The sequence below is a fragment of the Azospirillum palustre genome (assembly GCF_002573965.1).
GTDB lineage: Bacteria > Pseudomonadota > Alphaproteobacteria > Azospirillales > Azospirillaceae > Azospirillum > Azospirillum palustre.
The window spans coordinates 673,897-696,196 of record NZ_PDKW01000041.1; the positions used below are offsets into that span (position 1 = coordinate 673,897).

18 protein-coding genes are annotated in these 22,300 nt (G+C 70.1%); 6 read left to right on the forward strand and 12 right to left on the reverse strand.

Annotated elements, in window-relative coordinates; genetic code table 11:
* Positions 1-257 precede the first annotated feature (257 nt).
* From CRT60_RS16795 to kdgT, 5 genes are all read left to right on the forward strand, one after another.
* Entirely contained in the window at positions 258-2,516 is a 2,259-nt protein-coding gene (locus CRT60_RS16795; RefSeq protein WP_244592541.1) for an ATP-binding protein, read from the forward strand.
* Between the two features lie 4 nt (positions 2,517-2,520).
* Positions 2,521-2,994: a response regulator gene (locus CRT60_RS16800; RefSeq protein ID WP_098737660.1), complete on the forward strand. Its 474-nt coding sequence runs from the start codon at positions 2,521-2,523 to the stop codon at positions 2,992-2,994.
* Positions 2,994-4,550 (forward strand): sensor histidine kinase, encoded by a 1,557-nt coding sequence (locus tag CRT60_RS16805; RefSeq protein ID WP_098737661.1) that lies wholly within the window; start codon positions 2,994-2,996, stop codon positions 4,548-4,550. The genes CRT60_RS16800 and CRT60_RS16805 overlap by 1 nt, the downstream gene beginning before the upstream one ends.
* The gene (locus CRT60_RS16810) at positions 4,547-4,915 is read left to right on the forward strand and encodes a response regulator (RefSeq protein WP_098737662.1); all 369 of its coding nucleotides are present in this window, start codon (positions 4,547-4,549) and stop codon (positions 4,913-4,915) included. The genes CRT60_RS16805 and CRT60_RS16810 overlap by 4 nt, the downstream gene beginning before the upstream one ends.
* A 350-nt stretch (positions 4,916-5,265) precedes the next feature.
* Positions 5,266-6,282 (forward strand): 2-keto-3-deoxygluconate transporter, encoded by a 1,017-nt coding sequence (gene kdgT / locus CRT60_RS16815; RefSeq protein ID WP_098737906.1) that lies wholly within the window; start codon positions 5,266-5,268, stop codon positions 6,280-6,282.
* Between the two features lie 56 nt (positions 6,283-6,338).
* On the opposite strand, the gene CRT60_RS16820 is transcribed toward kdgT, so the two are convergent.
* The 8 genes from CRT60_RS16820 to CRT60_RS16855 all read right to left on the reverse strand — a co-directional run bounded on the left by CRT60_RS16820 (position 6,339) and on the right by CRT60_RS16855 (position 13,334).
* A complete protein-coding gene (locus tag CRT60_RS16820) occupies positions 6,339-6,869 on the reverse strand; it encodes a copper chaperone PCu(A)C (protein WP_098737663.1) in 531 nt (176 codons plus the stop codon).
* Positions 6,870-7,064: 195 nt separating this feature from the next.
* Entirely contained in the window at positions 7,065-7,391 is a 327-nt protein-coding gene (locus CRT60_RS16825; protein ID WP_244592542.1) for a DUF2946 family protein, read from the reverse strand.
* Between the two features lie 229 nt (positions 7,392-7,620).
* Positions 7,621-8,298, reverse strand: coding sequence for an ABC transporter ATP-binding protein (locus CRT60_RS16830; protein ID WP_244592543.1), 678 nt, complete (start codon positions 8,296-8,298; stop codon positions 7,621-7,623).
* A 34-nt stretch (positions 8,299-8,332) separates the two neighbouring features.
* The gene (locus CRT60_RS16835; protein ID WP_244592544.1) at positions 8,333-9,085 is read right to left on the reverse strand and encodes an ABC transporter permease; all 753 of its coding nucleotides are present in this window, start codon (positions 9,083-9,085) and stop codon (positions 8,333-8,335) included.
* A gap of 18 nt (positions 9,086-9,103) precedes the next feature.
* A complete protein-coding gene (locus CRT60_RS16840; protein ID WP_098737665.1) occupies positions 9,104-10,111 on the reverse strand; it encodes an ABC transporter substrate-binding protein in 1,008 nt (335 codons plus the stop codon).
* Between the two features lie 111 nt (positions 10,112-10,222).
* A complete protein-coding gene (locus CRT60_RS16845) occupies positions 10,223-10,927 on the reverse strand; it encodes an ABC transporter ATP-binding protein (protein WP_098737666.1) in 705 nt (234 codons plus the stop codon).
* Between the two features lie 48 nt (positions 10,928-10,975).
* Entirely contained in the window at positions 10,976-11,713 is a 738-nt protein-coding gene (locus tag CRT60_RS16850) for a sulfite exporter TauE/SafE family protein (RefSeq protein WP_098737667.1), read from the reverse strand.
* Between the two features lie 4 nt (positions 11,714-11,717).
* On the reverse strand, positions 11,718-13,334 hold the full coding sequence (locus CRT60_RS16855; RefSeq protein ID WP_098737668.1) for an acyl-CoA synthetase: 1,617 nt from the start codon (positions 13,332-13,334) through the stop codon (positions 11,718-11,720).
* A 180-nt stretch (positions 13,335-13,514) separates the two neighbouring features.
* Here CRT60_RS16855 and CRT60_RS16860 point away from each other — a divergent pair, with 180 nt between their 5' ends.
* The gene (locus CRT60_RS16860; RefSeq protein WP_098737669.1) at positions 13,515-14,024 is read left to right on the forward strand and encodes an RT0821/Lpp0805 family surface protein; all 510 of its coding nucleotides are present in this window, start codon (positions 13,515-13,517) and stop codon (positions 14,022-14,024) included.
* 23 nt (positions 14,025-14,047) lie between these two features.
* Here the strand turns inward: CRT60_RS16860 and pseG are convergent, their stop codons facing one another.
* From pseG to CRT60_RS16880, 4 genes are all read right to left on the reverse strand, one after another.
* The gene (pseG, locus tag CRT60_RS16865) at positions 14,048-15,130 is read right to left on the reverse strand and encodes a UDP-2,4-diacetamido-2,4,6-trideoxy-beta-L-altropyranose hydrolase (protein WP_098737670.1); all 1,083 of its coding nucleotides are present in this window, start codon (positions 15,128-15,130) and stop codon (positions 14,048-14,050) included.
* A 158-nt stretch (positions 15,131-15,288) separates the two neighbouring features.
* On the reverse strand, positions 15,289-16,014 hold the full coding sequence (locus CRT60_RS16870) for a nucleotidyltransferase family protein (protein ID WP_098737671.1): 726 nt from the start codon (positions 16,012-16,014) through the stop codon (positions 15,289-15,291).
* 172 nt (positions 16,015-16,186) lie between these two features.
* Complete coding sequence (locus tag CRT60_RS16875; RefSeq protein WP_098737672.1) at positions 16,187-20,284, reverse strand: tetratricopeptide repeat protein; 4,098 nt, start codon at positions 20,282-20,284, stop codon at positions 16,187-16,189.
* The gene (locus tag CRT60_RS16880) at positions 20,281-22,296 is read right to left on the reverse strand and encodes a tetratricopeptide repeat protein (protein WP_098737673.1); all 2,016 of its coding nucleotides are present in this window, start codon (positions 22,294-22,296) and stop codon (positions 20,281-20,283) included. Before CRT60_RS16880 ends, CRT60_RS16875 begins: the two co-directional genes overlap by 4 nt.
* Between the last annotated feature and the right edge of the window lie 4 nt (positions 22,297-22,300).

The window sequence follows — 22,300 nt, forward strand, 5'->3', positions numbered from 1 at the left end:
GGCGTATGATGAAAGAGCGGAACTCTGAAAAATCCAGGAACGATCATACAACGTATCCTATGATAATGAAGTATAGGGTCTGACAGGTTATCCTGTCGCTTCGTTCACCCCGACGCGGTGCGCGCGGCGAAAACAGGGTTTTTAACCCGCTGATTATGCTGAAAACCGGCGGGCGCCATCAGCGGGGCCCGATGTGAAGACGGGGCCGGCTCAGGAACGGACCGTCGAACTGTGACCGAGACGAGCAAAGGACGATTGTGACGCCTGCAACCGGACCGGAACCGTGGCCCCAGACCATGGCGGGCACGCTCGACCTCGACGCCTGCGCGCGCGAACCGATTCATCTTCCCGGCAGCATCCAGCCGCATGGCCATCTGCTCGCGGTGGAGGCGGACAGCCTGCGTCTGGTCTGCGCGAGCGCCGAGGCCGGAGCGGTGCTGAACCGCCCGCCCGCCGAAGCTTTCGGTCTGCCGCTCGACCGGCTGATCGACTGCGTATCGACGGCGTCGCTGATCCGTGGACTGCGCAACGCCCCGGCGGAGCCGGTGCAGCTCGAACTCGTCAGCCTGCGCGGCGGCGCCGATCATCAGGCCATCGTCCACCGCTCGGGTGCCCTGGCGATCCTGGAACTGGAGGAACTGCCCGACACCGGTGCCGGCACGCTGGAGGCGCTGTACCCGCAGATGCGCGAAGGCATCCGCCGCATGCAGGCCGCCCATGATTTCGATGCCCTGCTGGCCAGCACGGCCGCGGAGGTGCGGTCGCTGACCGGGTTCGACCGCGTGCTGGTCTACCGCTTCGACGAGCAATGGAACGGCACCGTCATCGCCGAGGACGGCAACGGCCGCCTGCCCTCCTACCGCGGCCTGCGCTTCCCGGCCTCCGACATCCCGCAGCAGGCCCGTCGGCTCTATGCGCTGAACCGCCTGCGGCTGATCGCCGACGCCCGCTACCAGCCGGTTCCCCTTCTGTCGGCCAAGCGGGATGCGCCGCCGCTGGACCTCAGCTTTTCCGTGCTGCGCAGCGTCTCGCCCGTGCATCTCGAATATATGCGCAACATGGGCACGCCGGCCTCCATGTCGATCTCTGTGATGGATGGCGACAGGCTGTGGGGCCTGATCTCCTGTCACCATGCGGAGCCGCGGCAGGTCTCCTTCGCGGTGCGCACCGCCTGCGATCTGCTCGGGCAGGTGCTGTCCAGCCAGATGATCGCGCTGGAACGGGCGCTGGACGCCGACCATCGCATCCGCTCCAAGAGCACGCAGGCCCGCCTGCTCGCCCATATGGCGGCGGCGGAGAGTTTCATCGACGGGCTGAGCGAGGACCGCGAGGATCTGCTGGGGCTGGTCAACGCCGACGGCGCCGCGATCCTGTTCGACGGCGACTGCCGGCTGATCGGCCGCACCCCGCCGCAGGAGGTGGTCGAGGCCATCGCCGCCGAACTGGCCGGACAGGGCATCAAGGATCTGTTCGTCAGCCACCAGCTTCCGGCCGAGATGCCGGCCGCCGCCGGGATGGAGCGGACATCCAGCGGCCTGCTGGCGATCTCCATCTCGCAGCTTCACCCCAGCTATCTTCTGTGGTTCCGGCCGGAGATCGTGCAGTCGATCGACTGGGCGGGCGAGCCCAAGAAGCCGCTGGACTCCAACGGCGGGCTGTCGCCGCGCAGTTCCTTCGAAGCCTGGAAGGAAACGGTGCGCGGCCAGTCCCTGCCCTGGCGCCATGGCGAGATCGAGGCCGCCGGCGATTTCCGCAACGCCATCGTCAGCATCGTTCTGCGCAAGGCCGAGGAAATGGCCGCGCTGAACGAGGAGCTGCGCCGCAGCAACGGCGAGCTTGCCGCCTTCTCCTATTCGGTCTCGCACGACCTGCGGGCTCCGTTCCGGCACGTCACCAGCTATGCCGAGCTGCTGCGGTCCCGCGCGGGCGACAAGCTGAGCGAGCGGGAGCGTCATTATCTGGACAGCATCATCGAGGCGGCGAGTTCGGCCGGGCGGCTGGTCGATGGCTTGCTGCATTTCTCGCAGCTGGGCCGCGCCACGCTGGCGCGGGTGGAGGTCGATGTCGGCCAGCTGGTGGACGAGGTGCGCCATCTGCTGGAGCCGGATCTGCAAGGCCGCAATCTGCGCTGGACCGTGCATCCGCTGCCCGGCGTGACCGGCGACCCGACCATGCTGCGGCTGGTGGTGCAGAATCTGCTGGCCAACGCCATCAAATACACCCGCGACCGCACCGATCCGGAGATCGAGGTCGGCTGCCGCTCCAACGCCGACGCGCACGAGTTCTTCGTCCGCGACAATGGCCGTGGATTCGACATGGCCTATGCCGGCAAGCTCTTCGGCGTATTCCAGCGCCTGCACCGCGAGGAAGAGTTCGAAGGCATCGGCATCGGGCTTGCCAATGTCCGCCGCATCGTCGAGCGCCACGGCGGGCGGGTCTGGGCGGAAGGCAGGCTGGATCACGGCGCCACCTTCCATTTCTCCCTGCCGCGGTCCGTCGCCGTTGAATCGAGGTAGCCCCATGGCCACGCTGAAACCGATCCTGCTGGTCGAGGACAACCCGAAGGATCTGGAGCTGACGCTGGAGGCGTTCGCCGAGGCGCAACTCGCCAACGACATCGTCGTCGCCCGCGATGGGGCCGAGGCGCTGTCCTATCTTTTCCATGACGACGGGCAGGCGGTGTCGAAGCCGACCGACCCGAAATATCCGGCCGTCATCATCCTCGACATCAAGCTGCCGAAGGTGGACGGGATCGAGGTGTTGCAGCGGATCAAGGCGAACGAGAACACCCGCGCCATCCCCGTGGTCATGCTGACCTCCTCCAAGGAGGAGCAGGATCTCGTCCGCAGCTATCGCCTGGGGGTGAACGCCTTCGTGGTCAAGCCGGTCGGCTTCAAGGAGTTCTTCGACGCGATCCGCGACATCGGCAGCTTCTGGGCGATTCTGAACGAGCCGCCGCCCGGCTGCCATCCCCGCCGGCCACGCGGCACCTGATGGCTGACGTGATCGACACCGCCGCCGGCGATGCCGCGGGTCTGGGCCCGCCGACGCCTTGCCGCGTCCTCCTGCTGGAGGACAGCGGCATCGACGCCGATCTGGTGCGCGAGCATCTTCTGATGATCGACGACCATGCGTTCGACGTGCATCGCGTCGAGACGCGGCAGGCCTTCATCGAGGCGGTCACCGACGGCGGACCCTTCGACCTGATCCTGTCCGACTTCGACCTGCCCGATTTCGACGGCATGTCGGCGCTGGCCATCGCGCGCGACCGCCTGCCGCGGGTGCCCTTCATCTTCGTGTCCGGCATGCTGGGCGAGGAGAACGCCATCGAGGCGCTGAAGAAGGGCGCCACCGACTATGTCGTGAAGCTGCGGATGGAGCGGTTGCAGGTGGTGGTCCGCCGTGCCCTGATCGAGGCGCGCGACCGCAACGAGCTGGCCGACAAGCGTGCCGCGCTGGCCGAGAGCGAGGCACGGCTGCGCTTCGCGCTGGAGGCCGGGCGGCTGGGATCCTGGGAGCTGACGCTGGCGACCAAACGGTTGCGCGTCTCGTCGATCTGCGCCGCCAACCTCGGCTTGGCCGATCCGGCCGACATCCCGACCTACGACCGCCTGCTGGAGCGGGTCCATCCCGACGACCGCGAGCATCAGCAGGCGATGGTTCGCCAGGCGGTGTCCAGCGGTTCCCCGCTGGACATGGAATACCGCACGATCTGGCCCGACGGCAGCGTCCATTGGGTGCAGGTTCGTGGCCGCGCCATCTATGACAAGGACGGTGCGCCGACCGGGATGGCCGGCGTTTCGCTGAACATCACCGATCGCAAGAAGGCCGAGGAGCGGCAGCTGTTGCTGCTGGAGGAGCTGAACCACCGGGTCAAGAACACGCTGGCGATGGTGCAGTCCATCGCCAAGCAGACCCTGCGCGCGGCCCCGTCGGTGGAGGCCTTCCCCGATGCCTTCCAGTCCCGCCTGCGCGCTCTGGCCCAGGCCCACGATCTGCTGACCCGCCGCCATTGGCAGGGCGCCTCGCTGAGCGAGATCGCCGCGCTGACGCTGGAGCCCCATGTCCATGCCGGCCGCGTCAAGGTTGCCGGCCCGCCGGTCAATCTGACCACCGGCGTGGCGGTGTCGCTGCACCTCGCCTTTCACGAACTTGCCACCAACGCAGCGAAATACGGTGCGCTGTCGGCGGAAGACGGCCGTGTCGACCTGGATTGGGAAATCGTCAAGCCGGGCCAAACGCCGGTGCGCGATGGCGTGTGCCAATCGAGTTCCAGTCAGGCCGGTTCCAATCATGCCAGCTCCGGTCAGGCCGATTCCGGCCAAACCGGCGGTCGATCCGTCCGGAGCGGTGCCGGCGCGCTGGTGCTGCGCTGGCGCGAGAGCGGCGGGCCGCCGGTGGCGCCGCCGACCCGGCGCGGCTTCGGTTCCCGCCTGATCGAGCGCGGTCTGGCGCATGAGTTGGAGGGCGATGTAGCCCTTGCTTTCGAAACCGCCGGCGTGCGATGCCGGCTTGTCATTCCTCTGTCGTCGCGAGTGAGCCCACAGTGACCGACGCTAATCTGTCGAACCTGACCGTCCTGATCGTCGAAGACGAACCGCTGATCGCCATGAGCCTGGAGGACGCCCTGATCGACCGGGGAGTCGCCTGTCTCGGCCCGGCGGGTTCGGTGTCCGCGGCGTTGGAAATGATCGAAGCAGGCGGATTCGACATCGCGCTTCTCGACGTCAATCTGCGTGGCGAACGGGTGGACGCGGTGGCCGACCGGCTGGCCGGCGCCGGCATTCCCTTCATCTTCACCACCGGCCATGGCGCCGAGGGCCTGCCCGATGCCCACCGCACCCGGCCGGTGATCGGCAAGCCGTTCCGCGACATCGACATCACCGACGCCCTCGCCCGCCACCGGCCGCGCTGACCGTCTGTCCCGCCGGTTCCGCCGCCACCGGCACCGGCGGACCGGCCTGCACCCGCATCGACATTGTGGACCGACCCCGGTCCAGCCGCAGCCCTGCGTGCCGCTTCCGGCATGCTGACTCTGCCTGCTGCCTCCCCGGCCTCCCGCTTTCCCTCTCCGCTTCCCGCCCGGCGCGACAACCTGTCGCGGCTGACAATCAGCCGCTTTGACAATGGCCAGCTAACTTGTATACTAGTATGCACAAGGCGGCGCTTTGGCTGCCGCTTTCAACGAGATTAACGGCCGCTGAAACATGCCCGATGGCGAAGGGGCGCGGCGGCGACGGGATGAAATTCGCAGGAGTGTCTTCCATGAACATCAAATCCCGGATCGACCGCATCCCCGGCGGGATGATGATCGTCCCCCTGTTTCTTGGCGCCTGCCTGAACACGCTGGCTCCCAATACGGGGAAATTCTTCGGCTCCTTCACCAACGGCCTGATCACCGGCACGTTGCCGATCCTGTCGGTGTGGTTCTTCTGCATCGGCGCCAGCATCAGCCTGAAGGCTACCCCGCTGGTCCTGCGCAAGAGCGGCGTGCTGGTTTCGGTCAAGATCCTCACCGCGGCGATGGCGGGCGTCATCGCCTCCTGGTTCATCCCGGCGGAGGGCATCACCTCGGGCTTCTTCTCCGGCCTGTCGGTGCTGGCGATCATCGCGGTGATGAACGACACCAACGGCGGCATGTACATGGCGCTGATGCAGCAGTACGGCACCAAAGAGGAAGCCGGCGCCTTCTGCCTGATGTGCCTGGAATCCGGCCCCTTCATGACCATGGTCACGCTGGGCATCGCCGGTCTGGCCGCCTTCCCCTGGCAGACGATGGTCGGCGCCCTGCTGCCCTTCCTGATCGGCTTCGCGCTGGGCAACCTCGACAAGGATCTGCGGGCCTTCTTCACCCAGGGCGTCTCGGTGATGGTTCCCTTCTTCGCCTTCGCGCTGGGCAACAACCTGAACTTCTCGACCATCCTCAACACCGGCCTGCTGGGCATCGTGCTGGGCCTGGGCGTCATCGCCGTCACCGGCTTCATGCTGGTGCTGGCCGACATCCTGCTGGCGAAGGGCAACGGCACGGCGGGCATCGGTGCTGCCTCCACCGCCGGGGCCGCGGTGACGGTGCCGCCGATCATCGCTTCCATCGAGCCGACCTTCGCGCCGGTCGCTCCGTCCGCCACGGCGCTGATCGCCACCAGCGTGGTCGTCACCGCCCTGCTGACGCCGCCGCTGACCGCCTGGTGGGCGCGCCGGTTCGGCGTGCTGTCGCCCCGCTATCGGGCGGCCGAGGCGGCGAGGCTGGCCCAGCCGGTGGGGATCGCTCCGGCCGAATAAGGGCGTGGGGTGTAGAAAAGGCCGCCGGCGGGTTTCCCTGCCGGCGGCCTTTTCCGTTACTGCTTCTGGGCCGGTGCGGCGTTGTGGGTGTGGCCGGCGCCGGCAGCCCCCATGCTGTGGCCTTCGGCCGGCGCCGCGGCCTGCCCAGCCGCCTCGATGGCGATCTCGACCTCGACGGCGCCGGCCTTCTCGAAGCGCAGGGTCATCGGGATGTGGGCGCCCTTCACCAGCGGCTGCTTGAGGCCGAGCAGCATGATGTGCAGCCCGCCCGGCGCCAGCTTCACCGCTTCGCCCGCCGGGACCGGGATGCCGCCGGCGACTTCGCGCATCTTCATCACGCCATTCTCGTTCAGATGAGTGTGCAGTTCGGTCTTCTCCGCCGCGGGGGTGGAGGCGCCGACCAGACGGTCTTCCGTCGTTCCGGTGTTGGTCAGCGACAGATAGGCGCCGCCATTCGGCGCGGACGGCGCGGTGGCGCGGGCCCAGGGGTGGCCGATCTCGATTGCACCGGCCTTGAAGCCGTGGGCCAGGGCGGTGCCGGCACCGAACAGGGCGAGGGCTGCGGCGATGCCGAGAATGCGCTTCATGGACTCTTCTCCTGGAATGCGGATGTGAATGGCAGGGGGTGGCCGCCACGGCGGATGACACCGCAGGGCTCGGGAAATGGGGCGTGCAGCGGGCACGCTTGTGCTTGTGATCGCTGCGGCGACCGGAGCGCGGGAATCCGCACAGGGATCGGGCGTGGCGGCCGGCAGCGGCGATGACTCGAAGCGGGAGGAAAATCAGGCGAGCGGTGGGGGAGCCCGCGCCTGGAGGGTCGACAGGAACCAGCCGGCGGCGACATGCTCGGCCGGCAGCAGGCGGGTGTCGCGGTCCATGGCAAGAGCGGGGCCGACCGCCAGCAGCGGCGGCGGCAAGGCCAGCCCGGTCACCAGCGGGCAGAGCGGGCAATGGCCGGTTCCGGGCGACGCCGGGTCCGGCGACTTCCCAGGATCGCCGTCATGGGGGATCGCGAAATCGGCCGCAGCGGCCTGGATGGTGGTCAGGCCGCCGGAGGAGCAGATCGCCAGGGACACGGTCTCCCCGGCCTGGGCGATCCGGCTGCTCATCAGGGGCATCCAGCCCCAGGCGATGACTTGCAGCAAAAGGGCAGCCATCCCGGCCACAAGGCCGAGCCGCCGCACCTGCCGCACTGTCATCCGACCGAAAGCCATCCGGCTTCGACGCCCTCTGCAAACGCCGGGCGTTCCCGGCAAGGATGCGGCCACGATAGCGCAGCGTTCGTGAACGGACGAGCGGCAAATGGACCCACAGGCCGCGCAGGGTCGGCCCGTTGCCTCAGGCCAGCAGGCGGAAGGCCGGCTCCGGCCGGGACAGCAGGTCGCGGCGCAGCGCCTCGATGGTGGCGTCGTCGCGGGCGGCGCGGGGAACGGCCACCGGCACCTCCGCCACCACCCGGCCGGGCGAAGGCGCCAGCAGGAGAAGCCGGTCGGCCAGAGCCAACGCCTCGCGCAGATTGTGGGTGACCAGCAGCACGGTGGTCGGCCGCCGGTCCAGCAAGTTCGACAGCAGCCCGCGGAGCCGGAGCGCCGTCGGTTCGTCCAGCGACACGAACGGCTCGTCCATCAGCAGCAGGTCCGGCTCCACCACGAAGGCGCGGGCGAGCGCCACCCGCCGCGCCATCCCCAGCGACAGCTGGGTCGGGAAGCGGTCGGCGAAGGGCGACAGCTCCAGCGCCTCCAGCATGGCGTCGACCGCCGGCCCGCGCCGCTGCGCCCGCGGCAGGACCAGCGCCAGATTCTGCCGCACCGTGCGCCAGGGCAGCAGGCGCGGTTCCTGGAAGACATAGCCGATGCGGGCCGGTCCGCCGTCCGGCCGCGGTCCGACCTCCACCACGCCGTCGAAGGCGCGGTCCAGCCCGGCGACGATGCCGAGCGCCGTCGTCTTGCCGCAGCCGCTGGGGCCGACCAGCGCCACGACCTCCCCCGCCGGGGCCGACAGGGTCAGGCCGCGCACCGCCTCCACCGCGCCGAAGCGCTTGGAGCGGATCTCAAGCGTCAGCGGGCATCCGCCGCCAACGCTGGCAATGCCGCTCGGCCGGCTGGAGGACGCCGTATTCCAGAAGCTGGACCACGGCCACGAACGCGATGGTGTAAGCCAGGATTCCTGCGACATCGAAGGTCTGAAAAAGGAGGTTGATCTGGAATCCGACACCGTCGCTGCGGCCCAGCAGTTCGACCACCAGCACGATCTTCCAGATCAGCGCCAGGCCGGACCGCGCAGCCGCGGCGATTGTGGGGGTGAGTTGCGGCACCAGCACATGGCGAAGCCGGTCCGCGGGCGACAGGCGGTAGACGCGGGCCATGTCGACCAGCCCCTCGTCGATGGCGCGGGCGCCGGCCCGCACCAGCACCACCGTGTTGGGGATCTTGTTGATGGCGACGGCACCGATGGCCGCCGCCTCGGTCAGGCCGAACCAGACATAGGCCAGCACGATGACCACCAGCGCCGGCAGGTTCAGGAAGAAGACCAACCAGGGGCCGAACAGCCGGTCGAGGACTGGCGAGCGCCCCATCGGCAGGCCGATGCCGACGCCGATGGACATGGCGAGCGCGAAGGCCGCCAGCACGCGCAGCAGCGTGACGCCCATGTGATGGAACAGCGCCCCGCTCTCCGCCTCGCGCAGCAGGGCGTGGGCCACCACCGGCGGTCCCGGCAGCAGGCGTCCGCCGACGATCATCGCCGCGGCCTGCCACAGCGCCAGCAGCAGCAGGATCGAGACCACCGGCATCAGGACAGGCATCAGGGCGCGGCGCACCGGCTACGCCCCGCCGGTCCAGAAGGTGCCGGGCGCGATGGCGGGTGCATCGCCGACCAGGTCCCGTCCGCCCAGCCTTGCCATCAGCGCATAGAGTTTCGCGGCCCCTGCCCGCTCCTCCTCCGTCCAGCGGCGCGGGATGCCGTCGCGGTAGCGGTCACGCAGCGTGCGGAAGGTGGCATCGTCCTCCGCCTGCATCAGCGGGGCGAGCCGCTGCCAAGCGGCGTCGGACTGCGCCAGCAGGGTCTTCGCCTGACCGGTGGCAGCCTGGAAGCCGGCAAGGGCGGCCGGGTTGGCGCGCGCCCACTCCTCGCGGAAGACATAGCCGATGGACGGCACCGTCGCCGGCTGGCCCAATGCCTCCAGCATGTCGGCCACGGTCATCGACACCCGCATGCCCTTCGCCTCCAGCCGGGCGGCGAAGGGCCAATAGGTCAGCACCGCATCGAGGTCGCCGTCGGCGACCTTGCTGTTCAACAGGGGCGGGGCGGCGAAGAAGGGCTGCGCATCGCGGTCGAGCGACAGCCCGTGCCGGTCGGCCGCCAACGCCTTGAGCAGAAGCCAGCTTTTGTCGAGCGGACTGCCGGCGACGCCGATGCGCTTGCCCCGCAGGTCGCCGACCCCGGCGATCTTCGACCCGGCGGGAACCACCAGCGCGCCGACGGCGGTCGAATAGGGGATGAAGCACAGCGCCTCCCCCTTGCTGCGCATCCGCGACACCCACAGCCAGTCGGAAACGATGATCTCCACGGCACCGGCCTGGAGCGCCACCTGGGTGGCGGGGTTGCCGGCCAGCTCGACCAGTTGCAGGTCGATCCCGGCCTGCCTGTCGAAACCATTGGCGCGGACGGTGTCGAGTTCCCAGCTGACCGTGCCGAATTTCAGCACCCCGGCGCGGACGGCCGGACGGCTGGCGGCGGACTCGGAGGCCGCGGCGGTCCGGACCATCGCCGACGCCAGAAGCGCGCCGGCCGCCAGCAAGGTCGCCCGTCTGCTACAGCCTGCCGCCATGGTCCCCGTCCGCTCATTCTTTGGACTGCCAGCTTACGAGGACTGTAGATGGTTCGTATATTCAACGATAGGAGGATAAGGGGGGTAACGCCGGCCGGAGGGCCGGTGGCGTCACAGCCCGAGATAGGCCTGCTTCACCGCCGGGTCGGCCAGCAGCGCCTCCCCCGTTCCCGACAGGACGACGCGGCCGTTTTCCAGCACGTAAGCCGTCTGGGCGATGCGCAGGGAGGCCGCGACATTCTGTTCGACCAGAATGATCGTCATGCCCTCGGCGGCCAGCGAGCGGATGATGCGGAACAGCTCCTGCACCAGGGCAGGCGACAGGCCGAGCGACGGCTCGTCGAACATGATGAGTTCCGGCTTGCCCATCAGGCAACGGCCGATGGCCAGCATCTGCTGCTCGCCGCCGGACAGGGTGCCGGCCGCCTGATCCAGCCTTTCGCGCAGGCGCGGGAACAGGTCGAGCACGCGGTCGTAGGTCTGGCGCGCGCCGGCGCGGGCGCGCGGGATGACGGCGCCCATCTCCAGATTCTCGCGCACGCTCAGCGTCGGGAAGATCTGCCGCCCCTCCGCCACCTGCCCGACGCCGAGGTCGCAGACGACATGGCTGGGCAGGCCGGCGATCTCGCGGTCCTTGAAGCGGATGCTGCCGCGCGCCGGCTTCAGGATTCCGGCGATGGCCCGGATCAGCGAGGTCTTGCCCGCCCCGTTGGCGCCGACGATGGCGGTGGTCTGCCCCGCCGCCACCTGCAACGTGACGCCGTCGAGCGCCTGGGCGTCACCATAGTACAGGTCGAGATTGGATACGGTCAGCATGGCGGCGGGGGTCCGGACAGGCGCAAAGTTGCGCCCTCTATAGCGCGATCATTTCAGGAAGAATACCGCGCTCATCACCAGCCCGACAGCGATGATGCCGGCGCGCAGCACGGGCTTCGGAATCCGGCGGCCCAGGCGGGCGCCGACATAGCCGCCGGCGACCGCCGCGACCGTCATCAGCAGCGCCTTCGGCCATTCGACCGCGCCGCCGGCGGCGTAGGCCACCACGGCGATGGCGGTCAGCACCGCCGAGAACAGGTTCTTCAGCCCGTTCATGGCGTTCAGGTCGGTCATGCCGAACAGGCTCAGCTGCGCCAGCAGGAGGATGCCGAGCCCGCCGTTGAAATAGCCGCCATAGACCGAGACGACGAACAGCGTGCCCAGCATCGCCCCGTTGCCGTGCAGTCCCAGGCTGCGCAGGCGCTGCGCCAGCATGGTGCCGAAGGCGAACAGACCGGTCGCCAGCAGCAGCAGCCACGGCACGATGCCGCGGAACACCGAATCCGGCGTCACCAGCAGCAACCCGGCCCCGGCGAGACCGCCGACCAGACTGACCGCCGACAGCAGCGGCAGGCTGAGCGTGCCGACCGGCGTCAGGTCCTGGCGATAGCCGTAGACCCCGCTGGCATAGCCGGGCAGCAGGGCGACCGTGCCGGTGGCATTGGCGGCGACCGGCGGCACCCCGGCATAGATCAGGGCCGGCAGGGTCAGGAAACTGCCCCCGCCGGCAACGGCATTCATCGCCCCGGCGAAAAATGCCGCAGCCAATAAAATCAATTCGATCATGATATTACGAGCGGTTCCTCAACTCCCGGCGAATGATCTTGCCGGTGGTGGTCATGGGAAGGCTTTCCATGAATTCGATGGCGCGCGGATATTCGTGCGCGGCCAGCCGGGTCTTCACATGCTCCTGGATGGAGGTGACCAGCGCATCGTCCGGCGTCACGCCCTCCTGAAGGACGACGAAGGCCTTGACGATCTCCGTGCGCAGCGGATCGGGCACGCCGACCACCGCCGCCATGCGGACGGCGGGGTGGCCGATCAGGCAATCCTCGATCTCGCCGGGGCCGATGCGGTAGCCGGCCGAGGTGATGACGTCGTCGTCCCGTCCGACGAAGCGGATGTAGCCGTCCCCGTCCAACTCGCCCTGGTCGCCGGTGACCAGCCAATCGCCGATGAATTTGGCCGCGGTGGCGTCGGGGTTGTTCCAATAGCCGAGGAACATCACCGGATCCGGGCGGTGCACCGCGATCAGGCCGAGTTGCCCCGGCGTCAGCCGGTTGCCCTCGCCGTCGATCACCGCCACGTCATGGCCGGGGACCGGGCGCCCCATGATGCCGGGCTTCGGCGCCATCAGCGTGGCAGCCGAGGAGACGATCATGTTGCACTCGGTCTGGCCGTAGAACTCGTTGATCGTCACGCCGAAGGTCTCGCGTCCCCAGTCGAGCAGCCCGGCGCCCAGGGTCTCGCCGCCGCTGGCGACCGATCGCATGTCGATGGCATGGCGCGCCCGCGGGTTCTTCACCGCCCGCATCATCTTCAGCGCGGTCGGCGGCAGGAAGGCGTTGCGCACCTTGAACTCGGCCAGCAGGGCGAAGGCGGCCTCGGCATCGAACTTCTCGAAGCGGTGGGACACCACCGTCACGCCATGGTGCCAGGCCGGCAGCAGCACGTCGAGCAGCCCGCCGATCCACGCCCAGTCGGCCGGCGTCCAGATGCGGTCGCCCGGCTGCGGAAACAGGTCGTGCGAGATCTCCACGCCCGGCAGATGGCCCAGCAGCACCCGGTGGGCATGCAGCGCCCCCTTCGGCTGGCCGGTGGTGCCGGAGGTGTAGATGATCAGCGCCGGGTCGTCCGGGCCGGTGTCGGCCGGGGTGAAGCTGTCGGATGCCGCATCGCACAGTCCGTGCCAGTCGAGGCAGCCCGGCCCCGACCCGTCGATGCGGAAGACGGCGCGCAGGTCCGGCAGGCGGTCGCGGATCTGGGCGATCTTGGCGGCGCCCACGGCATCGGTGACCACGGCGCGGGCGCCGCAATTGGCCAGCCGGTATTCCAGCGCCTCCACCCCGAACAGCGAGAACAGCGGAACGGCGATGCCGCCCAGCTTGTAGACAGCCACGTGGCTGATGGCGGTTTCCGGCGCCTGGGGCAGCAGGATGCCGACCCGGTCGCCGCGCGCCACGCCCTGCGCCGCCAATGCGTTGGCGAAGCGGTTGGACAGGGCGCGGATGTCGGAGAAGCGGTATTCCTCGACCCCGCCGTCGCGCCGCTTGTTGATCAGGGCGATGCGGTCCGGCTCCGCCTCCGCCCAGCGGTCGCAGACGTCGACGCCGATGTTGTAGCGGTCGGGCACGCGCCAGGCGAAGGCGCGGGATACCCCGTCCCAGCTGTCCGCGTTGGGCAGCATGTTCGTTCCCTCCCAAGGGCTTGTCGTCGATTCCTTTGTGGAACCGTTGGGTCGATCATAGGAGCAACCGAGGCACCGCGTCACGCACCGGGAATAAGATGCGGGTCAGCCATGTTGATGGCGTCAGGAACGGACGGTTTCGTGCCGATCCCAACAGGACCCAACAGGACGAGAGCCACCATGAAAGCCAGCCCCTTCCTCGCCGCCGTGCTGTCCGCCAGCCTGCTCGCGGCCCCGCTTGCCGGCTGCGCCCAGCCCGGCTACGGCGATTCCTATGGCGGCGTCAGCGCCAACAAGCAGACGGCCGGCACCGTGCTGGGCGGCGTGGTCGGCGGTCTGGCAGGCTCGCGCTTCGGCGGCGGCAGCGGCAAGTTGGTGGCGGTGGGTGTCGGCACGCTGCTGGGTGCGGCGCTGGGCAATGCGGCCGGCGCCTCGCTCGACCGTGCAGACCAGAATTATGCCCAGCAGGCGGCGGTCAACGCCTACAGCGCGCCGACCGGCAGCACCGTGCGCTGGAACAACCCGGAGACCGGCAATTACGGCACCTATACCCCCGTGCGCGAGGGGACCGGGCCGCAGGGTCAGCTCTGCCGTGAATATCAGACGACCATCGTCGTCCAGGGCCGCACCCAGCAGGGCTTCGGCACCGCCTGCCAGCAGGCGGACGGCACCTGGCGGGTGGTCAGCTGACGCAAGCAACCTCCAGTAAAACCTCAGGCGAGCGCCGTCCGACGCCGGGCGGCGCTGCCTGACTTCGGAGCCGGGCCGGTGAGGGCGCAGGCGATGCGCACCGCTCCCTCGCCATCCAGCGGCAGCGCCGCGGCGGCATCCTGCATCCGCTGCCGCCGTCCCGCATCGGCCCATAGAGCGAGCGCTCGCTCGGCGATGATCCCGGCCGCCTCGGCCGGGGGGCGGCCACGGGCGTCCACGGCGCTGCTCCAGCCGAGCGCCGCGGCATCGCTGCTCGCCATCGCCTGATTGTCGGCGGTGACCACCAGCAGGGTCGGCACCGCCAGGGCCGCCAGTTCGCCCATGGTGCCGCCGCCGGCCGACACCGCCAGCCCGCTTTCCGCCATCAGCGCGCCCATGCGCGGACAGTCGATCTCCACGGCAAACCCATCGCCGGCAAGCCCGGCCACCTCCGCCGCGCGCGGGTTGCTGCCGCCGACGACGGCGACGATCCGGCAGCCGTCGGGCCGCCGCTTCGCCAACGCCTCCAGGACCGGGCCCGTCAATCCCAGCGGGTCGGAACCGCCGAAGGTCACCAGCAGCACCGGCCGGCCGGCGATGCCGAGCCGTTGCGCCTGCGCCGCCTGCCGCACCTCCCGCCGCAGCGGGGCATAGCCGGGGCCGAGCAGCAGCAGGGCGCCGGGCGCCATCGCGTCATAGGGAAGGGCGGCGGCCTGCGGTGCCGCATTGACGACGAGGTCGGCGTGCAGCGGCGTGCCGTCGCCCAGATCGTCCCAGGCCAGCACCCGTGCGCCCGCCGCCTGAAGCCCGGCGCGGTAGGCTTCGCCGAAGCGGTAGCCGTCGAGCATCACCGCGCTGCCATGTTCCCGCCGCAGCAGCGAGCGGGTGGCGGCCAGATCCGCCGCCTCCCCCACCGGGCCGGCGATGGAGACATGGCGGAAGCCGTCGGCGGTCAGGCGGCGGTCGATGGCGGGGGTGGATTCCACGGCGGCGAACAGCGCCTCGTGCCCCTGGTCGCGCAGGGCTTCCGCCACGGCGAGACAGCGCATGACATGGCCGGTGCCGATGGTCGGCGAGGCGTCGGCACGGATGAGGATGACGGCCATGGCGCGGGTCCGTAAGAGACGGCGTGGCTGTCCTACCACGGCACGCGGGATCGGGGTGCCCAGCATCTTGGCGCGGCACTTTGCGCCTGTCCAGCGACAGACCGGGGGCGTGCGGGGGTAAATTGCGGCCCTCGGGACGGCGCGCCGGGAGTCCCCCCTCAGGACTCCCGGCCGGCAATGACGCTGGCGGCCGTGGCAAGGCTCTCCGGCGTGCCGATGTCGAGGAAGCGGGCCTTGGCGACATGGGCGTTCAGCGTGCCGGCCGGCAGTTTTTCCAGCACGTCGCGTTCCAGCGACACCTCACCCGACGCGACGAAGCGGTCGAGGAAGGCGGCGGAGAACAGATAGACCCCGGCATTGATGGTGCCCGCCCCCGGCGCCTTGTCCAGGAAACGGCGGACACGGCTGTCGGGACCGATCTCCACCCGCACGAAGCGGGACGCGTCTTCCACCGTCACGCAGAGCACCGACGCCTCCGCCCCCGACAGCCGGTGCGAGGCGATGAAGGCCCGCAGGTCGGCGTCGAGGAAGGTGTCGCCGTTCACCACCAGGATGGTGCTGCTGCGCAACTCCTTGCGGACATAGCCGAGTGCGCCTGCGGTGCCGAGCGGGCGCGGTTCGATCTGGCAGACCACGTCGATGGTGCCGGCCGAATCGCCGCGGGCGAGCCAGGCCGTCACCCGGTCGGCCAGATGGCCCAGGCACAGCACCACGCGGCGCGACCCGTAGGTGGACAGATAATCGAGCAGGTGACCGAGGAAGGCGCGGCCCGCAATCGGGGCCAGGACCTTCGGCGTGTCACCCAAAACGCCCCGGATGCGCGTGCCGAGCCCGCCGGCGAGCACCGCGACGTCTATGTTGGCAAGAGCGTCCTCAGACCGCACCGACCGTCCTTTCGCTGAAGTCCCGCTGTCGTCATTCGGCTTGCCGGAGCAGCTTACGACGGAGCGGGCGCCGGGTCATCCACCCTGCGCGGAACCCGGCGGCCATAGTCGATAATGGGCGCGCTCGGGAATCGCAATGCGGAATTGCGCCGAATCATCCACTCTCCGATGGTCACCCCGACCGGGAAGGGTCGTCAGCCAGTCGGCGAAGGCGCCGCGCGACTGCCGCAAGAGCGGCGTCAAGGTCGCCGGACCGGCCGATCAGCGACATCGTCGGGAACCAGGGCCGCACCGCCGTTCCCAGGGCCGACCAGTCCCCGGCCCCGTCGATCCGCCAGACCGGCACGCCGAGCGCCGCGGCCAGTTCCCCCACCGCGGTCGGCGCGGAGATGACCAGATCCAGGCCGGACATGAGCGCCGCCACCCCGTCAAGGTCGTTGCGCTGGTCCAGATCGGGCCAGTGATGCAGGACGGTGCCGAAGCGGTGCAGGACCTCCTCCCGCTCCGCGCCGTGACCGTCATATTGCAGGCTGACGAAGGCGATGCCAGGGATGCCGAAGACCGGTGACCATTGTGCGACCCGGCTGTAGGCGCCGGCCCGGTCCGCCGTCATCCGGCTGCTGCGCCAGCAGATGCCGACCCGCAAGCCGGGGCCGAGCGTCGCCAGCCTTTCGCCCCAGCCCGCCGCCAGTCCGGGGTCGGGGCTGAGGAACGGGCTGGTTGCGCGGAACCGTCGCAAATCCGGCCGCAGCCGTGCCGCGACGCTGCCCAGTGGCGCGTGGCAATCGGCATCCCGCGGATCCGCGCTGGGCGCCCTGACCTCTGCCGCCGGCAGGGCGCGGGCGAAGAGCCCGGCAAGGCGCGGGTCGCATTCGACGATGACCGTCCCCGCCTGAGCGAGCAGATCGGGCAGCGCGGTGCCGAACAGGATCTCGTCGCCCAGCCCCTGCTCTCCCCACACCAGGATGCGGCGGCCGGCCAGCGGTTCGCCTTGCCATTCGGGGATGTCGAAGCGGCGGGACACGGCGTCGCCGGTGGCGAAGCGGTGGGCATAGTCGGCCCAGCCGCCGCCGAGATCGCCGTCGGCCAGCCGCAGCAGGGCCCGGTTCATCCGCACCTCGGCCCGGCCGGGGGCCAGCCTCAGCGTGCGGTCGGCAAACAGGGCGGCGAGCCGGCACTCTCCCCGCATCAGCAGCGTGTGGCCGTGGTTGACCAGCACATCCGGCAGGTCGGGGGCGAGTGCCATCGCGTGGCGGTGGGCGTGCAGCGCGTCGTCCCAGCGCCCGAGCCCGGCCGACGCCATGCCCAGGTTCGACCAGCCCTTGGGCGATGCCGGGACGAGGCGCAGCGACCGGCGGGACTGGCGGGCGGCCTCGGCGAAGCGCCCCAGTCCTTTCGCAGCCGCGCCGGCCGTGGTCAGCACCCCGGCAAGAGCCGGCGCCAGGGCCGCCGCACGGGTGCAGGCGTTTGCCGCCTCGGCGAAGCGGCGGGTGGCGAGCAGTGCTGCGGCGAGGTTGCCCCAGACTTCCGCCTGCATCGGGCGCAGCCGGGCGCTGCGGCGGTGCAGCGTGGCGGCCTCGGGTGCGGCGGCATCGGCCTGGAGCGCCACGCCGAGATTGCCCAGCGCTTCGGCAAAGGCCGGGTTCAGCGCCACCGCAAGCCGGTGCCAGTGGATGGCTTCCTTGACACGGCCGAGCCGAAGCAGGGTCAGGCCGCCGTTGGTCCAGGCGGCCGGCTGGGTCGGAGCCATGGCGACGGCCTGCCGGTGCAGCGCTTCGGCCTCTGCGAACCGGCCTTGCCGGTGCAGGGCGACCGCCTGCGCCGCCAGCCACTCGCCATCCGGCATAATCTCCCTCTCCCCCCCGGGGAGAGGGTCGGGGTGAGGGGGAGGCATAGCGTGGCTTTCCCGAGAATCCGTGCTGTGCGACCCCCTCACCCAGCCCTCTCCCCGGGGGGGAGAGGGTATCCGCTTGGGGGAGAGTGACTTCAGCGCACGCGCCATGTCGGCCATCGTCGCCAACAGCGGCTCGCCGGGGCGGGGCTGGAACAGCCGCATCGACGGATACCAGGGGCGCACGCCGGCTCCCAACTGCGTCCAGTCGCGGGTGCCGAAGCGCCAGATCGGGGTGCCCAGCGCGCCGGCCAGTTCGCCGATCGACATGGCGGGCGAGATGACGAGGTCCAGACCTGCGATCAGGGCGGCGACGCCGTCGAAATCGTCCTTGCGGTCGAGGTCGTCCCAGCGGTGCAGGCGGATGCCGAAGCGCTCCTCGGCCTGCCGGGCCTCTTCCTCCACCTCGCCATATTGCAACAGCACCCAGTGGATGCCCGGCAGCGCGAACAGCGGGGCCCAGGCGTCCAGCGGCAGATAGGCGGCGCTGCGTTCGGAGGTCATCATCTGGCTGCGCCAGCCGATGCCGATGCGCAGGCCCGGACCGAGGGCCGCCAGCCGCGCGCCCCACCGCTCCACCAGCCCGGCATCGGGCACCAGCCAGGATGGCCGCGCCGGGAAATCAGCCAGCCGGCGGCGGAGGGCGCGGGGCAAGGACCCCATCGGCACGTGGCGGTCATAGTCCGGGATCGCCATCGCCTCCCGCCCCTGCCCGTCCAACGCCTCCGCCCGCACCCGCAGGGTGGGGAAGGACCGGGCGAACAGCGGCACCAGACGGCGGTCGATCTCCAGAATGGTGGAGACGGCCCGTCCGGCCAGTTCCGGGCAGAGGGCGGAGAACAGGATGGTGTCTCCCACGCCCTGCTCCCCCCAGATCATCAGGCGGCGGCCGGTCAGATCCTCGCCACGCCAGGCCGGGGCGCGGGGCTGACGCGCCTGTCCGACCTGACCCGATCCGAAACGCCAGGCATAGCCGGGCCAGCCGCGGTCGAGATCGCCGGCCTCCAGCCGCAGCAGGCCCTTGTTGAAGTGGGACAGCGACAGGTCCGGCCGGAGGGTCAGCGCCCGGTCGTAGCAGTGCTCCGCCTCCCCGCTGTCGCCCAGCCGTTGGCGAGCCAGCCCCAGATTGCTCCACGCCTCGCCATAGGCAGGGTCGAGCGCCAGGGCGCTGCGGTAGCAGTCGGCGGCACCGGCATAGTCGTGCCGGCCCTGGCGCAGATGGCCCAGATTGTTGCGGGCCGGCGCCTCCAGCGGGGCGAGGAGGATGGCGCGGCGCTGCGACCGCCCGGCCTCGGCGAAACGCTCGGCGCTGCGCAGGGCGTTGCCGAGGTTCGTGTGTGTCTCCGCCAGTCCCGGGTCCAGCGCCAGAGCCGCATGCCACGCCCTCCAGGCGTCGGCGGTGCGGCCGGCGGCGTGGCGGGCATTGCCCAGATTGTTCCAGGCGCCGGCGAAATCGGGCCGGTGGCGGACCGCCTGCAGGTGCAGGGCCTCCGCCTCGGCTGGGCGGCCCTGGATGGTGCGGACACTGCCGAGATTGTCCAGCGCGTCGGCATGGTCGGGCTGAATGGCGGTGGCCGCGTCGAAGCAGGTCGCGGCGTCCTCCAGCTGACCAAGAGCCTTAAGACAAAGCCCCAAGCCATTGAGACAGAATGCATCGCGCGGATCCAGCCGCAGGGCATCGGCATAGCGTTCCGCCGCGTCCTCCATCCGTCCGGCGGCATGGAGGGCGGCCGCCAGTGCGGACAAGGCCGAAGCATCGGCGGCCCCTCCACCCAATGCCGAGGCCATTCGCAAGGCCTCGACAGCCTCGTCCAGCCGGCCGAGTTGGCGCAGGCTGACGGCCCGGTTGGTCCAGGGACGGGGATCGCCCGGCAGCAGATCCGCCGCACGGGTGTGGGACGTCAACGCCTCGTCCGCTCTCCCGAGACCTTGCAGGGCGGCGCCGAGATTGAGGTGCGCGTCGGCCAGATCGGGCGACAGCCGGGCGGCCTCGGCATAGTGGTCCGCCGCCTCCGCCAAGCGGGCTTGCGCCGCCAGGACAAGGCCGAGATTGAAATGGGCGCCGACATGGCCGGGATCGCGTTCCAGTGCCCGGCGCTGTGCGGCCTCGGCGTCCACGAGCCTGTCCAGACGTTGCAGAACGATTCCGAGATTGGCGTGATAGTCCGCCACTCCGGGGGCCAGATCGACAGCTTTGGAAATCAGTTCAACGGCTTGAAGGTTATCATTGCGTTGATGGTTGAGAACGCCGAGCAGATGCAGAGCGTCGGCATGGAGCGGCTCGGCCTGCAACACCCGTCGATACAGGGGCTCCGCAGCGTCCAGCGCTCCATGCTGGTGATGGCGCAGCGCCTCGGCAAACCAGTCGGCAGTGTTCACAGATCACCTGCAGAAAGTCCGATAAGCAGCTGAACTGCCTTCTGTATTGAGTTTTTAATGCTATTGCCGGCATCCGGCTGGATGCAGCGCATGGAGGGAAACCACGGGCGAACAGCTGTGCCGAGCTGGGTCCAGTCACGGCGGCCCAGACGCCAAGCCGGAGTGCCGAGCGCCGCCGCCATCTCCCCGGCGGACGAGGCCACGGTGACCACAAGGTCGAGGTTCGCCATCAGGGCGGCGGTGCCCTCCAGATCGGCGATCTGATCGAGGTCGGGCCAACGGTGGACGCGCACGCCCAGGCGTTCCTCGATGGCCGCGATCTCCGCTTCCCGTCCGTCATATTGCAGGCTGACCGCATGCAGGCCGGGCAGGCGCAGCAGGGGCGCCCAGTCCGCCAGTTCCGTATAGGAATGGCGGCGCTCGGTGGTGAGGCGCTGGCTGGTCCAGGCGATGCCGATTTTCAGGCCGGGACCGAGCGCCTCCAGACGCGACCGCCACGCCGCGACCCGCAACGGGTCGGGCTTCAGCCAGCCGGCGGGGGGCGGCACGGGGGCGGTCCGCCAGAGCAGGCGAGGCAGGGAGCCGAAGCCCAGATGGCAGTCGGCATCGGCGGGCCTTCGCGTCGGCCCCCGCACGCTGGTGCCGGGGAAGGAGCGCTGGAACAGCGGGACCAGCCGCGGCTCGCATTCGACGATGGTGCCGGGAAAGCGGGCCAGGGCCTCCGGCAGCAGGGCGCCGAACATCAGCTCGTCGCCCAGCCCCTGTTCGGCCCACAGCAGCAGGCGGCGCCCGGCGAGGTCGCCACCGTCCCATTCCGGGATGTTGAAGGGGCGCTTCGGTTCCAGGCGGCCGGACTCGAAGCGGACGGCGTAGTCTTCCCACCCCTCCGCCAGCCGGCCCTGCCGCAGGCGCAGGATGGCCCGGTTGAAGCGGGCAAGCGCCTGCGCCGGATCGGCCTTCAGGGCGTGGCTGAACTCCTGCTCGGCAGCCGCATCGTCGCCGAGATCCTGAAGGGCGAGCGCAAGATTGGTGTGGGCGGCGGCATAACCCAGCCGCAGATCCAGTGCCCGTCGTTGCAGATCGGCGGACTCCACGATCCGTCCTTGCAGGCGACGGACGGTGCCGAGATTGGTCATCGCCTCCGCCATCGTCGGGGCGAGCCGCAGGGCACGGGCGAAGGCATCGCCGGCCGGGGCGATCCGGTCGGCAAGCTGGAGGGCAAGGCCATGGGCGTTCCAACCCTCGGCATCCGCCGGCTCCAGCATGAGATGGCGGCGGTGGGCCGGCAGCGCATCGGCACCGCGGCGTTGCAGCGATCCGGCCAGGGCGAGTGCGGCGGGCGCATGATCCGGCCGGTGGGCCAGCACGGCGCGCAAGGCCGCCTCTCCCTCCTCGCTCCGCCCCAGGTCGAGCAGGGCGAGGCCGAGGGCGGCGCGCGCCTCCAGCAGGGACGGGTTGGCTGCCACTGCATGGCGCAGCAGCGGTTCCGCCTCCGCCGAGCGGCCGAGGCTGCGCAGCACGCTGCCGAGATTGCCTTCCGCCTCCGCATAATCGGGACGGGCGCGCAGGGCGGCACGGTAGGCATCGGCGGCTTCCTCCGCCTTGCCCTGGGCGTTCAGCGCGTTGCCCAGCGTGTTGGCCGCCTCCGGGAACGGGCGGCGCAGGCGCAGGGCGTTGCGGGCGGCGCGTTCCGCCTCGGCCGGGCGGCCGAGCGCCTGGAGGGCGTAAGCGAGGTTGGCGTGGTAATCGGGGACATCGCGTTTGGCCGCCACCGCCTGCCCGATCAGGTCGGCGGCATCGGTGAAGCGGCCGGTCTGGCAGGCGATCATGCCCAGCAAATGCAGGGCGTCCGGCTGGCGCGGCTGGGCGGCGAGCGCCTGACGGTAGAGCGCTTCCGCCTCGGCCAAACGGCCCGACTGGTGCAGCGGCACGGCCTGCCCGACCAGAGCCGCGGCGGTCGCCGCTGCGGTGTTGCCGGAATTGCGCTGCCCGGAATTGCGCTGGTTGTTCATGCCC

Excerpts from the sequence above, each read along its gene's own strand:
- CRT60_RS16820 (WP_098737663.1), bottom strand. The coding sequence starts at position 6,869 with ATGAAGCGCATTCTCGGCATCGCCGCAGCCCTCGCCCTGTTCGGTGCC.
- CRT60_RS16825 (WP_244592542.1), bottom strand. The coding sequence starts at position 7,391 with ATGAGCAGCCGGATCGCCCAGGCCGGGGAGACCGTGTCCCTGGCGATC.
- CRT60_RS16860 (WP_098737669.1), top strand. The coding sequence starts at position 13,515 with ATGAAAGCCAGCCCCTTCCTCGCCGCCGTGCTGTCCGCCAGCCTGCTC.
- kdgT (WP_098737906.1), top strand. The coding sequence starts at position 5,266 with ATGAACATCAAATCCCGGATCGACCGCATCCCCGGCGGGATGATGATC.
- pseG (WP_098737670.1), bottom strand. The coding sequence starts at position 15,130 with ATGGCCGTCATCCTCATCCGTGCCGACGCCTCGCCGACCATCGGCACC.
- CRT60_RS16845 (WP_098737666.1), bottom strand. The coding sequence starts at position 10,927 with ATGCTGACCGTATCCAATCTCGACCTGTACTATGGTGACGCCCAGGCG.
- CRT60_RS16835 (WP_244592544.1), bottom strand. The coding sequence starts at position 9,085 with ATGCCTGTCCTGATGCCGGTGGTCTCGATCCTGCTGCTGCTGGCGCTG.
- CRT60_RS16805 (WP_098737661.1), top strand. The coding sequence starts at position 2,994 with ATGGCTGACGTGATCGACACCGCCGCCGGCGATGCCGCGGGTCTGGGC.
- CRT60_RS16800 (WP_098737660.1), top strand. The coding sequence starts at position 2,521 with ATGGCCACGCTGAAACCGATCCTGCTGGTCGAGGACAACCCGAAGGAT.
- CRT60_RS16840 (WP_098737665.1), bottom strand. The coding sequence starts at position 10,111 with ATGGCGGCAGGCTGTAGCAGACGGGCGACCTTGCTGGCGGCCGGCGCG.
- CRT60_RS16880 (WP_098737673.1), bottom strand. The coding sequence starts at position 22,296 with ATGAACAACCAGCGCAATTCCGGGCAGCGCAATTCCGGCAACACCGCA.
- CRT60_RS16850 (WP_098737667.1), bottom strand. The coding sequence starts at position 11,713 with ATGATCGAATTGATTTTATTGGCTGCGGCATTTTTCGCCGGGGCGATG.
- CRT60_RS16855 (WP_098737668.1), bottom strand. The coding sequence starts at position 13,334 with ATGCTGCCCAACGCGGACAGCTGGGACGGGGTATCCCGCGCCTTCGCC.